10 protein-coding genes are annotated in these 14,283 nt (G+C 74.4%); 2 read left to right on the plus strand and 8 right to left on the minus strand.

All coding sequences use genetic code 11. The features are described from left to right. Positions 1–302: 302 nt before the first annotated feature. Complete coding sequence (locus tag AH6_RS35655) at positions 303–866, minus strand: dihydrofolate reductase family protein (RefSeq protein WP_067489093.1); 564 nt, start codon at positions 864–866, stop codon at positions 303–305. Positions 867–898: 32 nt separating this feature from the next. Continuing rightward, positions 899–1,480, minus strand: a complete 582-nt coding sequence (locus tag AH6_RS35660; RefSeq protein WP_067489095.1) for an NADPH-dependent FMN reductase — start codon at positions 1,478–1,480, stop codon at positions 899–901. Positions 1,481–1,617: 137 nt separating this feature from the next. Between AH6_RS35660 and AH6_RS35665 the strand changes: the two genes are divergently transcribed. Continuing rightward, positions 1,618–4,818 (plus strand): AfsR/SARP family transcriptional regulator, encoded by a 3,201-nt coding sequence (locus AH6_RS35665; protein WP_067489097.1) that lies wholly within the window; start codon positions 1,618–1,620, stop codon positions 4,816–4,818. Between the two features lie 13 nt (positions 4,819–4,831). Beyond that, on the plus strand, positions 4,832–5,785 hold the full coding sequence (locus AH6_RS35670; protein ID WP_067489099.1) for a DUF418 domain-containing protein: 954 nt from the start codon (positions 4,832–4,834) through the stop codon (positions 5,783–5,785). Here AH6_RS35670 and AH6_RS35675 read toward each other — a convergent pair. The 6 genes from AH6_RS35675 to AH6_RS35700 form a co-directional block, all read right to left on the minus strand. Continuing rightward, complete coding sequence (locus tag AH6_RS35675; RefSeq protein WP_245679619.1) at positions 5,751–6,599, minus strand: dienelactone hydrolase family protein; 849 nt, start codon at positions 6,597–6,599, stop codon at positions 5,751–5,753. The genes AH6_RS35670 and AH6_RS35675 overlap by 35 nt on opposite strands. Before the next feature lie 190 nt (positions 6,600–6,789). Further along, positions 6,790–7,677 carry an SMP-30/gluconolactonase/LRE family protein gene (locus AH6_RS35680; protein ID WP_083983800.1) on the minus strand — a complete coding sequence of 296 codons (888 nt, stop codon included), beginning with the start codon at positions 7,675–7,677 and terminating at the stop codon, positions 6,790–6,792. A 74-nt stretch (positions 7,678–7,751) separates the two neighbouring features. Continuing rightward, a complete protein-coding gene (locus AH6_RS35685) occupies positions 7,752–9,911 on the minus strand; it encodes a tetratricopeptide repeat protein (protein ID WP_067489108.1) in 2,160 nt (719 codons plus the stop codon). Positions 9,912–9,983: 72 nt separating this feature from the next. Further along, a complete protein-coding gene (locus tag AH6_RS35690) occupies positions 9,984–11,774 on the minus strand; it encodes an HSP90 family protein (RefSeq protein WP_067489110.1) in 1,791 nt (596 codons plus the stop codon). Between the two features lie 36 nt (positions 11,775–11,810). After that, the gene (locus AH6_RS35695; RefSeq protein ID WP_083983801.1) at positions 11,811–13,034 is read right to left on the minus strand and encodes an alpha/beta hydrolase; all 1,224 of its coding nucleotides are present in this window, start codon (positions 13,032–13,034) and stop codon (positions 11,811–11,813) included. Between the two features lie 150 nt (positions 13,035–13,184). Next, positions 13,185–14,189, minus strand: coding sequence for an Lrp/AsnC family transcriptional regulator (locus AH6_RS35700; RefSeq protein WP_067489112.1), 1,005 nt, complete (start codon positions 14,187–14,189; stop codon positions 13,185–13,187). Positions 14,190–14,283 lie beyond the last annotated feature (94 nt).

Raw genomic sequence — 14,283 nt, forward strand, 5'->3', positions numbered from 1 at the left:
GGGGCCCACCCAACCCCAGCCCCGCGCGGGTTTTCCGCACCCAAGCAACAACCCCCAGCCCCGCGCGGGGTTGCTCCGGGATTCCAGCAACCCCAGCCCGCGCGGGTTTTCCGCACAGGCCCATCAACCTCAGCCCCGCGCCCCGCACTCGACCATCAACCTCAACCCGCGCGGGTTTGTGTACGCGACCACCACCCCCCAGCCCGCGCAGGTTTCCTGCCCCCGACCAGCAACCCCAGCCAGACCACGGAAGGCGCGCGCCGGTTCGGCGCGCGCCTTCGCATGCGGTGAGCCCATGCCGGTCAGGCCGCGGGGGCCGCCGGCCGGTAGGTCGCGATGATGACGCCGTTGCTGAAGGTCGTGGTGTCGGCCAGCTCGAACGACGCGCCGAACCCGTCGCAGGTCAGCAGGTCCTCGGCCTTGCCCGTGCCCACGATCACCGGGTGGATCCACAACCGCAGCTCGTCCAGCAGCCCGTGCTCCACCAGCGTCCGCGACAACTGCCCGAAGCCGTACTGGAGGATCGTGCCCTCGCCCTCCTCCTTGATCCGGGCGACGGTCTCCGGCACGTCCTCGCTGATGATCGTCGTCTCGCCCCACTCGGCCTTCTCCAGCGTCGTGGAGACCACGTACTTCGGCAGGTTGTTCATCCGCACGCCGAACTCGCCGGTCTGCTCCTCCATGCTCGGCCACGCCTCCGCGAAGCCCTCGTAGGTCAGCCGCCCGGCGATCAGCGCGTCGCTGCCGAACAGCAGCTCGCTGGCGTAGGCGGCGGCCTCCTCGCCGAAGTAGGGGGTGGTCCACAGGTGCGGGTTCTCGATGACGCCGTCGAGCGAGACGTAGGTCGAGTTGACGATCTTGCGCATGGTGCCCTCCGCAGGGTGTCGGATCGTGCAGGTCAGTACGTGTACGGGCGTGCGGTGCGGGCCTCGCGCAGGGCGCGGGCCCACCAGGTGAGCTGGTCCAGCGTCGTCGCGACGGCCGTGTTGCAGGCGGCGGCCGGTTTCGGCCAGGACCCGTCGGCCGCGAACAGCTCCCAGTAGCGGGGCAGCGTGACGCCGTCCCGGACGGTCACCGCGTGCAGCTCGGCGAAGACCTGCCGCAGCTGCGCCGCCACCAGCGCCCCGCCGGACTCGCGGCCGTAGGAGACCACCGCCACCGGCTTGGCCCGCCACTCCTCGTAGAACCAGTCCAAGCAGGTCTTGAGCGGGGCCGGGAAGCTCTGGTTGTACTCCGGCGTCACCACCGCGAACGCGTCGGCGGCGGCGAGCCGGGGCGCCAGGTCCCGCACCGCCCGAGGAAGCGGGTCGTCCAGGTCGGTCAGCTCGGCGGGCAGCCGGGCCTCGGCCAGGTCCAGCACCTCGACGGTGAGGCCGGGGCGGCGGCGGGCGTGGGCGGTGAACCAGTCGGCCACCGTCGGTCCGAAGCGCCCGGCGCGGGTGCTGGCGATGATGACCGCCAGGCGCAGCGTGTCCGCCATGGTCCCGCCTCCTTTCCCGTCGCCTTCCTGATGGGTCTTACTGTGCCGGAGGCGGTTTACGGGATTCTTACGGTCGCTTTCCGGCGCTCGCCGCGATGGGCTGAGCCGGGCGCTGACAAGGCGTTATCGTGCATTTCATGCGTTTCGGGGTGCTGGGTCCGCTGGCGGTGTGGACCGACGACGGCGCGCCCGTCGCCGTGCCCGGCATCAAGGTGCGGGCCCTGCTCGCCGACCTGCTGCTGCACGAGGGCCGCCCGGTGCCCGCCGACCGGTTGATCGACGACCTGTGGGGCGAGGCGCTGCCCGGTAACCCCGCCGGGGCCCTGTCGGCGAAGGTGTCGCAGCTCCGCCGCGTGCTGGAGGACGCCGAACCCGGCGCCCGCGCGCTGGTGGAGTCGCGGCCCGCCGGGTACTCGCTGCAAGCCGGAGAGCGCGCGCCGGTGGACGCCCTGCGCTTCGCCGAGCTGGTCGGCCAGGCCCGTGACGCCGCGTCCGCCGAGAAGGCTGGGCTGCTGGCCGCCGCGCTGCGGATGTGGCGTGGCCCCGCGTTCGCCGACTTCGCCGACGAGCCGTTCACCCGCGCCGCGATCGCCCGGCTGGAGGAGCAGCGCCTCACCGCCCTGGAAGACCATGCCGAGGTACGGCTCACGCTCGGCGAGCACGGCGCGCTGGTCGGTGAGCTGGCCGACGCGCTGGCCGCGCACCCGCTGCGCGAGCGGCTGCGCGCCGCGCACATGCGCGCCCTCTACCGGTCGGGCCGCCAGAGCGAGGCCCTCGACAGCTTCGAGGAGCTGCGCTCCCGGCTCGCCGACGAGCTGGGCCTCGACCCGAGCGCCGAGCTGGTCACGCTCCAGCGGGCGGTGCTCGCCCAAGACCTCGCGCTGGACGCGCCCGCCGCGCCCGCCCCCGAGCCCCGCCCGCGCACCAACCTGCCCGTCCCGCCCACCGAGCTGATCGGCCGCGCCGACGCCGTCGCCGAGATCGCCGGACTGTTCGGCACCGAACGCCTGGTCACCCTCACCGGCCCCGGCGGCGTCGGCAAGACCCGGCTGTCGATCGCGGTGGCGGGCGAACTGGCGGAAGGCTTCCCCGGCGGCGTCCGGATGGTGGAGCTGGCCGCCTTCGACCACGCCGCCGCGCCCGAGCTGATCGACGGCATCATGACCGCGCTGGACCTGCGCGACGCCGCCGAGCCCGGCGCCCCGCTGGAGCGCCTCGCCGCCGCGCTGGCCGGGCGCGGTGTGCTGCTGCTCCTGGACAACTGCGAGCACGTGGTCGACGCCGTCGCCGAGATCACCGACCGGCTGCTGGCCGCCGCCCCCGACCTGCGCGTACTCGCCACCAGCCGCGAGCCGCTCGGCCTGCCCGGCGAGGTGGTGTGGAGCGTCCCGCCGCTGACGGTGCCCGAGCGCGACGCCGCGCCCGATCCCGGCGAGCTGGCGCGCTCCAGCGCGGTGCGGCTGTTCACCGCCCGCGCGTCCGCCGCCGCGCGCGGCTTCCGGCTGGACGAGGCCAACGCCGCCGACGTCGCGGTGCTCTGCCGCCGCCTGGACGGCATCCCGCTCGCCCTCGAACTGGCCGCCACCCGCGTGCGCGCGCTCGGCGTGCCGGGCCTGGTCTCCCGGCTGGACGACCGGTTCCGGCTGCTGGCCACCGGCCACCGGGGCGCGCCGCCGCGCCAGCAGACCCTGCTGGCGATGATCGACTGGAGCTGGGAGCTGCTCTCGGCGGCCGAGCGCACCGTGCTGCGCCGCCTCGCCGCGCACGCCGACGGCTGCACGCTGGAGGCCGCCGAGCACGTCACCGGCGACGGCCTGGACGCGCTCGACCTGCTGGTCCGGCTGGTGGACCGCTCGCTGGTCGTGATGACCGAGCGGCCGGGCCGCGCGCCCCGCTACCGGCTGCTGGAGTCGGTGGCGGCCTACTGCGCCGACCGGCTCCAGGACGCGGGCGAGGAGGCGGCCGTCCGGCAGCGCCACCGCGAGCACTACATCGTGCTGGCCGAGCGCGCCGAACCCCACCTGTACGGGCACGACCAGGCGCACTGGCTGGACCTGCTGGACGCCGAGTCCGCCAACCTGCGCGCCGCGCTCGACGGCGCGTCCGGCCCCGACGCGCTGCGGCTGGCCAACGCGCTGACCTGGTACTGGTTCCTGCGGGGCCGCTGGAGCGAGGCCCGGCGCGCGCTGACCGCCGCGCTCGACCTCACCACCGCGCCGTCCCCCGAACGCGCCCGCGCCCTCGCTTACCGCGCGTGCTTCGTCGTCCTCCAAGGCGACGGCACCGGCTGGCCCGCCCGCCGCGCCGAGGCCCTGGCGGCGCTGGACGGCCCCGGCGACCCGGTGGTCCGCGCCCGCGCCCGCTGGTTCCTGGTCTACGCGGGCTCGGAGCTGGACGACGTGGACGACGCCGCCGCGCTGCTGGCCCCGACCCTGGCCGAGTTCGAGGCCCTGGGCGACGAGTGGGGCACCGCCGCCGCCCTCGCCATGCGCGCCCACCACGGGCACGCGCGCGGCGAACCCGCCGCCATCGAACGCGACGCCGACGCCGCCACCCGCATCTTCACCCGACTCGGCGACCGCTGGGGCCGCCTCCAGGCTTCGGAGTGGCTGGCCGGGCACGCCGAGCTGGTCGGCGACTACGGCCGCGCCGAACGCCTGGGCCGCGAGGGCGTCCGCATGGCCGAGGAGCTGCGGTTGTGGCCGCACGTGGCGGTCGGGCTCGGCTGGCTGGGCTGGGTCGCGCTGCTGCGCGGCGACTTCCCGGCCGCCCGCGACCTGTTCGCGCAGGCGCTGGAGCAGGGCACCGAGCAGGGCAACCGGGGCGCGATGTTCTTCGGCGAACTGGGCCTCGGCCTGGTGGCGCGCCGCCTGGGCGACCTGGACGAGGCCGACGACCGGCTGCGCGCGATGCTGAAATCGGTGCCGCCGCCTAACGACGACACCCCGCCGCCGCTGTTCCTGCCGCTGATCCAGGTGGCGCTCGGCTACATCGCCGAAGAGCGCGGCGACGCCGCCACCGCGCTCGCCTACCAGCGCGACGCCCTCGCCGTCGCGATCACGCTGGACGCGCCGCGCGACAAGGCGTTCGCCCTCGAAGGGCTGGCCGGGGCGGTCAGCCTCGCCGGTGACCACGCCCATGCCGCCCGGCTGCTGGGCGGGGCCGCCGAGATCCGCCGCGCGGCGGGCATCCCGGCCGGTCCGTCCGAGCAGGCGGACGTCGAACGCGTGACCGCCCGCGTCCGTACCGGGCTCGACGAGGACGTGTTCGCGGCGGAGGCCGCGCGGGGCGCGGCACGCACGGCAGAAGAGCACCTGGCCGAGCTGCCGACCGCCTGATTTCGGGGACGGCATGGAAGAACGCAAGGAACACAGCGGACGCATCACCGACATCGACGTGCTGCGCGGCTTCGCCCTGTTCGGCATCCTGCCCGTCAACATCGTGCAGATGACCGGCCAGCCCTCGCCGGGCGCGGCGTTCGACACCCTGCTCCAGGGCCGGTTCTTCCCGATCTTCTCGTTCCTGTTCGGGACGAGCGCGGTGTTGTTCCTGCGCGGCGCGGGCCGGGCCGACCTGCTGTGGCGGTTCATGACACTCGTCCCGTTCGGGGTGCTGCACCAGCTCGGGCAGCCAGGCGAGGTACTGCTGCCCTACGCGGTGCTCGGCGCGGCCTTCCTCCTCCCGGCCTCCTACGTGAGCGCGTCGGCCGTGCTGGCGGCGGGCCTGCTGATGACGGCGGGCGCGATGGGCTTCACGTCCGGCGGCTGGAGCCTGGTGCCCGGCCTGTTCCTGCTGGGCGCGGCGGCGATGCGGCGGGAGGCGTTCAGCCTGCCCACGCGGACGCTCGCGAAGGCGTTCGCCGTGCTGGCCGTCGCGGCGGCGGCGCTGAACGTCTGGCAGCTCGGGCCCGCCGACGAGCGCGTGTTCGGCACCGCCGGGGTCGTCACCGCCGCCGCCTACGGCACCGGCCTGCTGCTCCTGCTGCGCACCGGCGCGCGACCCGCCCTCACCGCCGTGCTGGAGCCGATGGGACGGCTCGCCCTGACCTGCTATGTGTCCGCCACCCCGCTGATCCTGCTCGCCGACCGCCTGTACGGCGTGGACGACGGGCGCGACGCCGCCGCGCTGACCCTCGTGATCCTCAGCGCGCAGGTGATGTTCGCGCGCTGGTGGTCGCGGTGGTTCCGGTACGGGCCGCTGGAATGGTCGTGGCGGTCCCTCACCCGGCGGCGGCTGGAGCCTTTGCGCGTCGCGCCCGTTCCTTTTCCGCCTATCCGTTGGGGCAGGTGTCGCGGTATTCGTTGATGGCCGCGCCCGGTCGCGGCGCGGGGCATAGGAACCGGTCGTAGCGGGTGTCGTCGTCCACGAATCGTTTCATCCACGAGATGCCGTACTTGGCGATGGTGGTGTTGGGCGTGTTGAACGACATGTGCCCGGCGTTGCGCAGTTCCAGGTACGCCTTCTCGGGCGCGGACGTCAGGTTCCGGTAGAACGGCTCGGCGTGCGCGCCGACCCCGGCGATGAAGTCGTTGTCCGCGCCCATGATCATGGTGGGGACGGTGACGCCCTGCCAGTCCCGGTCGGTGTGCCAGGGGGCCAGCGGGATCGCCGCCTGGAGCGCGGGCCGCTCCGCCGCCGCGCGCAGCGTCGCGCCGCCGCCCATGGAGTGGCCCATGACCGCCAGCCGGGCCGGGTCGATACGGTTCTTCACGGTGCTCTTGCCGGTCAGGTAGTCGAGCGCGGCCAGCAACTGGTTCGCGCGGGAGTCGGGCACGTCCATCAGGTTCAGGGTCTCCAGCGTCATGACGACGAAGCCCTGCGAGGCGAGGCGCGGCCCGTACCAGTCGATCCACGCCTGCGGCGACACGAAGCCGGGGGACACCGCGATCGCCCCGAACGTGCCCTGCGAGGTGTCGGTCGGGGCGTAGATCGTGCCCCGGTTGAAGCCGGTGCCGCTGCCGGTCGGCACGTCGATGCGCTCGATGGTGAACGGACCCTTCTCGGCGGTGACGCTGGCCTCGGTCGGGTCGGGGCCGCGCTCGTAGGGATTGGCGGGGGCGGCGTGCGCGGCCGGGGCCGTCGCGAATCCGGCCGCCAGCGCGGCGGTGGCGGCGGCCATGCGAAGGGAGGTGAACGGGGACCTTTTCATCGGGGGAGGACCCGCCTTTCTCGGCCGTTCTCCGCGAGAGGGGTGGGAGTTTTTCGCGGACGGCGTGCCAAGGATTGTGCGGTCTCACCGAAGGCGACGCTCTACAACCACCGGCGCATTTCCCAGGCCACTTTGTCTGCCACCGACAAAGCGGACCCGGTCATGACGAGCGCGGCAACGGTCCCAGATACGGGCGGGGCGGCAAGCCGCGTACGCCCGGCGCGAAACCGAACAGCCGCCCCGAGTCCGGCGGCGGGTCGTCGCCCGCGCGACCCGTCGTGACCACCAGGGCGTCGAGCGCGGGACCGGCGAACGCGCAGCCCGTCACCCGCGCCGCCGGGACGTCCAGCGCCACCATCAGCCGGCCGTCCGGGTCGTAGCGGCGGACCTGGCGGCCCGTCCACGTCGCGACCCACACGCAACCCTCGGCGTCCACCGCCAGCCCGTCCGGCACGCCCTCGCGCGGGTCGAGCCGCACCAGCGCGCGCGGGCGCGACGGCACGCCCGCCGCCGCGTCGAAGGTGTAGGCGGTCACCTGGCCGGGCCGCGCCTCGGCCAGGTACATCACCCGGCCGTCGGGGCTCCAGCCGAGCCCGCCCGGCGCGGTCAGCCCGGTCAGCACCCGCGTCGCGCCGCCCGCGTCGATCCGCAGCAGCAGCCCGGCCCCGGGGGCGACGTCGGCGGCCATCGCGCCCACCCACAGGCGGCCCGCCGGGTCGCAGGCGGCGTCGGTGAGCCGCGTCCGGCCGGGCCGCACCAGCGGCAGCAGCGGCTTGACGCCGCGCGGCGTCAGGTGGGCGAGGCCCGTCCCGGCGACGGCCAGCAGCCCGCCCGGCGGCCCGCCGACCGGCAGCACCGCGCTGAGCGCCGGGGCCCAGGCCAGCGGCAGCCGCTTGCCGACCTCCAGCCGCCGCGCCCGGCCGCCCCACGGCGCGGTGTGGAGGCGGGCGCGGTGCAGGTCGGCCCAGCGCAGCACGCCCGCCGCCGCGTCCCAGCGGGGACCGGCGCCGAGCTGGCACACCACGTCGGGATGCATGATCTCCGGCACCCCCGCATCCTGCCCGTCCGGGGGCCCGGCGGAACAGCCCGCCGGGCCCGCCCGGCGAAGATCGGCCAGGAGGATCAGCCGAAGAAGTCCGCGCGCAGCCGGGTGGCCTCCTCCGGCCGCCCGCGCTCGTCCAGCAGCGCGGCCAGGAGCGCGGCGGTGCCGGGCCGCTCGGCGTCGTCGGCGGGGCCGGACAGCGCGCGGCGGAACGCCTGCTCGGCCTCGTCCGGACGGCCGCTCTGCTGGAGGAGCTGCCCGGCGAGCCGGTCGGACCGGCAGGCGGAGACCTGCTCGCCGATCGACCGGAACTCCTCGGCCGACTCCAGCGCGCGCGTCACCGCCTCGTCCACCTGCCCCTGGTCGGCCAGCACGCGGGCGGTGTCGCTGAGCAGCAGCGCGTGCTCGCGGACGTGGCGGCCGTCGTCGGCGGACAGGCCGGAGAGGACCGTGCGGGCCTCCTCCAGCCGCTCCAGCGCGCCGCGCAGGTCCTCCGCCCAGCCCAGCGCCAGGCCGCTCTTGCGCAGGTGGACGGCCTGGAGGTAGGGGTCGCCGTGCTCGCCGAAGCGGCGGGCGGCCTCGGCGAACCCGTCGGCGGCCTCGGCGTCGCGGTCCATCAGACTGAGGATCTCGGCGGTCTGCGCTTCCAGCTTGGCGAGCGCGCCGGGGGAGTCCTCGTGCGCGCGCATCTCCGCCAGTATCCGCAGGCCGTCCTCGTGCTGGCCGAGCTGCGGGTACACGCAGGCCAGCACCCAGCGCGCCTGCATCCCGTCGTGCCCCGCCTCCGCTCCGGACGGCATGGTGGGCAGCGCCTCCTCCGCGCACTCGGCCGCGTCCAGCAGGCGGCCGACGGTGAGGTAGGCGGTGGCGAGGTCGGTGCGCGCCAGCGCGGCCAGCCGCGTGTCACCCAGCACGGTGAACTTCGCGGCGGCCTCGACGAACGGGGCGATCGCCTCGTCCGCGCGGCCCTCCTCCAGCAGCGACTCGCCGCGCCGCGCGTGCTCGACCGCGACGGCGTGCTCGGCGTACCACTCATGCTCGCCGGGAGCGGCGTCCGTCCCGTCGGGCTGCTCGACCGGGGCGAGCTGCGCGCGGCGCGCGGCGACCGGGGACAGCGCCAGCGACTCCACGATCGGCCGCGCCTCCAGGATCGTGTTGATCCGGGCACCGACCACGCCGTGCCCGTTGCGCCGGTCGTAGCGCTCGGCGAGCGCGATGGCCTCGCCCGACAGCTCCTTGTGCAGCTCGCGGTAGGTGTACTCCTCGTCCTCGTCGTCGGCGTAGTCGGGATTGGCGGGCCAGTGCAGCACCTCCTCGCCGCGCCCCGCCTCCACCAGCGCCCGGCACAGCGCGGCGGCCGCCGCGGACAGCTCCAGTTCCGGGCCGACGGTCGGCTCGCCCTCCAGGACGGTCAGGTGCGCGTTGAGGACGGCCAGGCCGCGGTCGAGGTTGCCCGACAACACGCAGAACCGCAGGTGCCGCGCGACGTCGGCGTCGTTGGCGTCGGTCAGGCTCCGGTAGGCGATCCGGTGCGCGTCGCGGGCCTCCTCCAGCGCGCCGGTCCGCAGGTAGCAGAGCTGGAGGACGTGCAGCGCCTCGGCGGGCTGGCCGCCGGTGTCGCAGGGGACCTCGCCGGTCAGCAGCGGCTGCGCGACCGCGATCGCCTCGGCGTCGCGCTCCAGCGCCGCCAGGTAGGCGACCTGGTACATCATCAGGCACGCCGGGCACACGTAGCCCGGGGCGGGCTCCAGCTTCCGCAGGTCAGCCAGGCAACGTTCGCCGAGCTCGGCGTCGCCGCTCCACTCGGCCAGCACCAGCCGCGCCGACGACAGCGCGTGCAGGTCGTCGCGGTCGGGGCGCGCGCGGGCCGCCATGTCGTCGAACAGGCCGTTCACCACGTGCAGCGGGTACTCGGGCCGCAGGCCCAGCACGATGCCCTGCGCGGCGAACTGCCGCCACAACGAGTCGAGCGCGTCCTCGTCGAACAGGTCGGGGCTCGCGCTGTAGAGCGAGACGCAGCGGGAGAAGGCGGTGAGCACCTCCGACAGGTCGCGCAGGTCGCGGGCCGCCAGCATCATGGCGTCGACCATGTCCAGCCGCGCCTCGATCTCCAGCTCGGCCAGCCCCGCCGCCTCGGCGTGCCGCACCACCTCCCGTAACGCCTCGACCTGCGCCTCTCCGGTGGGCAGGTCGGCGGCCTCGGCGAGCCGATCGGTCAGCTCGGCCCGGGTATGGGTCATGGACGCTCCTCGTTCGGTCGGCCGCGTGGGGTCACGGCCCTTCCCCGGCCGGGCGCGCCGCCCGGCGGGGGATCATGAATTCTCCTCCACGTCGTGCACCGCCCATTCGACGAGGCCCAGGAAAGATCGGTTCAACGCCGCGGTGTCGACCGGTCGCATCGGGTGGTGTCCCTGCAGGAGAGCGTGCCCGTACAGGGCCTCCACAACCAGCCTGACCAGCAACGGGTCGTCCAGGGCCGTCACTCGCCGCACCAGCGGGTTGTTGTAGTTGAGCAGCAGTTGGGGGAGCGCGGCCGGGGCGGCGGGTTCCGCGCCGATCTCGCCCAGCATGTCGGCCCAGGCGCCCTCGGCGGACTCCAGCGCCGCGTTCCGGTCGGCGCGGCGGGCCGCCTCCCGCCCCTCCAGGTACAGCGCCGACAGCGTGACCGGCTCGAACGCGCGGACGACCGGCTCGCAGCCGAGCCGGTGCAGCGCCTGCGACGCCGTCCGCAGGAAGTCGCGCAACCCCAGTTCGGTGCCGGGGTCCAGCACGTCCAGGTGGGTGGCCAGCTCGGCGGGGTCGAGCCGCACCACCTCGGCCTCGGGGTCGATCAGCGGCAGCCGGTTGAGGATCTCGGCGTCGTAGGCGTAGCCGCCGTTCACCAGGCCAACGCCCTGCGCGGCGGCGACCCCGGCCAGCTTGCGGAACTCGCCGACGCCCGCGGTGTAGCGGACGACGCGGTGCCGCCGCCGGAACTCCGCGAGCGTCATCTCCCCGTCGCTGGTCTCCAGCGGCAACCACTGCACCACCAGCCGCAACATCTCCACGTCGTGCGCGGCCAGGGCCTTGACGCCCAGGTGGTGCACGGCCAGGAAGCGGCCGAGCCGGGTGGGCGCGGTCGCCGACAACCTCACCAGCCAGGCCCGGAGCTGGCGGCCGAGGGCCTCGCGGGTCTCGGCGAGCAGGTCGTCCTCGTAGAGCTGCTCGCGGTCGGCGGTGGGCCGCAGCTCGGAGGCGTCCACCACGCAGCGCACGAAGAAGGCCCAGTCGGGCAGCAGGCGTTCGGCCCGGTCGCTGAGGAGCATGCGCTTGAGGTAGACGCGGTGGGCTGCGCGCGCGCCCGCGTTGGAGGGCGTGGGGAGCACGAACGCGGCGCCGGTGAGGCCCGCCGCCGGGACGTCCAGGTCGATCACGTCGAACGGCCGGAAGTCGAGCGTGCCCGCCGCGTACTCCAGCAGGGCGTCCTGCCGCGCCACGGGGTCGGCGTGCTCGGCGAGCCAGGGCGGCCCGCCCGAGACCGTCCGGTCGCCGACCCGCACCGGCACCGGCAGCAGCGACCCGAAGTGGTCGGCCAGGCGCAGCACGGTCTCGTCGGACAGCCAGTGCTCGGAGCCGCGCCGGGGCCGCAGCGTGACCGTGGTGCCGGGCTCGGACCGCTCGGCGGTCTCCTCGACGCTGTAGTGCCCGGCCGCGTGCCCGATCCAGCGCACGGTGGCCGCCCCCTCGACGGCGGCGCTGCGCGTGACGACCTCGACCTCGTCGGCGACCAGGAAGCACGCCAGCAGCCCGATGCCGAACTGGCCGAGGAACTGCTGCCGGGAGAAGCCCAGCTCGTCGCGCTTGGAGGAGCGGCCGATCGTGGCGAGCAGCTCGTGCACCTGCTCCTCGGTGAGGCCGACGCCGTTGTCGTGGACGCGGAGCGACCCGTCCCCGGTGACCGACGGCGGCTCGACCAGCACCAGCGGCCGCTCCGGCGGGTGCGCGCTGATGGCGTCCACCGCGTTCTGCAGCAGCTCGCGCAGGTAGGCGCGCGGGCTGGCGTACAGGTGCCGGCCGAGCAGGTCGACGATCCCGCGCAGATCGACACTGAAGCTGTGGCGCATCCTCGGCTACCTTCCGCGCCGGAACAGCTCGGCCGACTACTTGACGGGCGCCGCCCCGATCGCCCTCATCATCGACGGCCAGGTCTTGTGCATCTCGCGCTTCCAGTACGGCCAGGTGTGCGAGCCCTCGCCGTACATGTCGGCCGTCACCGGGACGCCCAGTTCCTTGGCGCGGGCCACGAAGTCCTGCGTGGTTCGCCAGACCTGGGTCTCGCTAAGGTAGCGGATGTCCCACGGGGCTTTCCCGGGAGGATCGAAAGGTCCCGGTTTGCCGTTGCCCGCCGAGACGTGCAGCCGCGTCCCGCGCATCTTGGCCAGCAGGCTCGTGGGGTCGTGCGCGACCCAGTTGCTGCGGTGCAGGGCGGGGTCGCCCCAGATCTTCTTCGGCTCGCGCGCGGAGTTGACGTACATCAGCAGCGACGGGATGCCGGGCGACAACATCGACAACACGCCGCTGTAGGCGGCGGTGTACTTGAACATGCCCGGGTGGCGGCCCGTGTAGGTCATCGCGCCCTGCGCGCCGGACGAGATGCCCATGGCGGCCCGCTGCGACCCGGCGTGGAAGTTGCGCTCCAGGAGCTGGCGCACCTCGGTGGTGTGGAAGGTCTCCCACTTGGGGATCCCGCCCTTGCCGTCGTTGTACCAGTCGGTGTAGGAGCCGTTGGAGCCCTCGGGCATCGCGACGATGACGTCGTAACGCGCGGCGAGGGAGGCGATGTCGGTGCTGCGCGTCCAGGAGACGTAGCTGTCGTTGCCGCCGTGGAAGACGTAGACGACCGGCCACGTGCGCTGCGCGCCCGCGCGCCACGAGGGCGGCACGAGCATGCGGACCTTCTGCGTGGAGCCGAGCGCGGGGGACTGCACCGACACGTCGTACTGCCGGGTGGCGGTCTTCTGGACCTTGACGACCTTCGCGCCGGTTTCGGCGGTGCGGTAGGGCCCCGTGCGGGTCCCCGCCTCGTCGCCCTCCTTGCCGCTGCCCCGGTCGCCCTTGAGCTCCTTGAGCGCGGGCTCGGACGGGGTGGCGACCGGCCGCCCGCCGACCTGCTGCGGCCCGGCGCCGCCGGACGTGCTCGGCTTGGGCGTGGGCGACTTGGCGGGCGTGCGCTGCGCCATGGGGATTTGGTCGCCGACCGGGTCCTGGCCCGGCGCGGCCAGGGGGTTGGGCACGTCGATGGGCAGCATGACCAGCACCGACGGGACGAGGACCACCCCCGCGACGGCGCCGATGGCGATCAGGCGTTCAGTCCGTTTCGGCACAAGATCTCCCTCCGCGAGAGGCACCCTACTGTGCGGTACGCCCCTTTGCCGACCGAAGTTCTCATCTATCGCATAACTAATCCGAACCTCACCGGCGCCTGAACACCCCCTCCACCCCGCCTGCACGACGCGCGTCGCGCTCCCCGGCGGTCAGGGACGTCCCTCCCGCCAGGCGCCCATCGGGACGTAGGCGAGGCTGCGGCCCTCGGCGTCCAGCATCCGGCCCACGCGCTTCACCCAGCGCAGGGTCACCGACCGGTCCACCACGCGCACGCCGGGGTGCTGCGACACGACGCGCGCCTCGAAGGCCGCCAGCTCGTTCAGGCCGTGCACCCACACGTTGGCCATCAGGTTCGCCTCCCCGGCGACCGAGCACACCAGCCGCGTCTCGCGCATCGTCGCGACGCCGTCGGCCACCGCGTCCAGGCTCGGCGGCGGGACCGACAACCACAACATCCCCGTCACCCGCCACCCCGCCAGCCGGTGCGCGGCCTCGCAGCGCAGCGCCACCCGGCCGCTGGACAACATCCCGGCCATCACCCGCCGCACCCGCGCCTCCGGCATCCCGGTCTCCTCGGCCAGGGCCGTGGAGGAGCGGCGGCCGTCGGGGGCCAGCGCCAGCATCAGCGCGATCTCGTCGTGGCGCAGCCGGCGGGTCTCGCCCTCCCCGCCGCCGGGGCGTTCCAGGCCGCGGCGCTGGCCCTGGTCGAGGGAGTCCAGGCGCCAGCGGCTGGCCTCGCGGTGCAGGTGGTGGGCGAGGTGGGTGCGCGTGGACACCACGCCGTCCACGCGGCCCAGGCGGCGCAGGACGTAGTCGCCGAACTCGGCGAGGTCCCAGGTGATGACGGTCAGCAGCAGGTCGCGGTTGCCGGTGGTGTGCTCGACGCTGATCGTGCAGGCGTCGGCGGCCAGCTCGGCGGCGACGCGCTCGTGGGTGCCGGGCGCGCAGCGCACCTCGACCAGCGCGAACGTCCCGTAGGAGAGCTGGGACGGGCCGGCGGCGCAGGTCACCCAGGCGTTCCCGGCGGCGGTGAGGCGGGACCAGCGGCGCGACAGCGTCGCCGCGTCCACGCCGAGCGGCCCCGCCAGGCGGCTCCACGGCGCGCGGGGGTCCAGCTGCAGGGCGTTGACGAGGGCCAGGTCCAGTTCGTCCATCTGACGATTCCGTGCGTTCCATCGGGGGTTCACGACGTATTCGTGCAATTTAGCGGATCTTTCGGCCCGGACCCGATCCTGTTCTGCATCGCCT

This window comes from Actinomadura hibisca NBRC 15177 (genome assembly GCF_001552635.1).
Taxonomy (GTDB): Bacteria; Actinomycetota; Actinomycetes; order Streptosporangiales; family Streptosporangiaceae; genus Spirillospora; species Spirillospora hibisca.

What these genes read in the sequence shown, in the direction of transcription:
- AH6_RS35660 (WP_067489095.1), bottom strand. Translation starts at nt 1,480, where the DNA reads ATGGCGGACACGCTGCGCCTGGCGGTCATCATCGCCAGCACCCGCGCC.
- AH6_RS35685 (WP_067489108.1), bottom strand. Translation starts at nt 9,911, where the DNA reads ATGACCCATACCCGGGCCGAGCTGACCGATCGGCTCGCCGAGGCCGCC.
- AH6_RS35670 (WP_067489099.1), top strand. Translation starts at nt 4,832, where the DNA reads ATGGAAGAACGCAAGGAACACAGCGGACGCATCACCGACATCGACGTG.
- AH6_RS35655 (WP_067489093.1), bottom strand. Translation starts at nt 866, where the DNA reads ATGCGCAAGATCGTCAACTCGACCTACGTCTCGCTCGACGGCGTCATC.
- AH6_RS35690 (WP_067489110.1), bottom strand. Translation starts at nt 11,774, where the DNA reads ATGCGCCACAGCTTCAGTGTCGATCTGCGCGGGATCGTCGACCTGCTC.
- AH6_RS35675 (WP_245679619.1), bottom strand. Translation starts at nt 6,599, where the DNA reads ATGGCCGCCGCCACCGCCGCGCTGGCGGCCGGATTCGCGACGGCCCCG.
- AH6_RS35700 (WP_067489112.1), bottom strand. Translation starts at nt 14,189, where the DNA reads ATGGACGAACTGGACCTGGCCCTCGTCAACGCCCTGCAGCTGGACCCC.
- AH6_RS35665 (WP_067489097.1), top strand. Translation starts at nt 1,618, where the DNA reads ATGCGTTTCGGGGTGCTGGGTCCGCTGGCGGTGTGGACCGACGACGGC.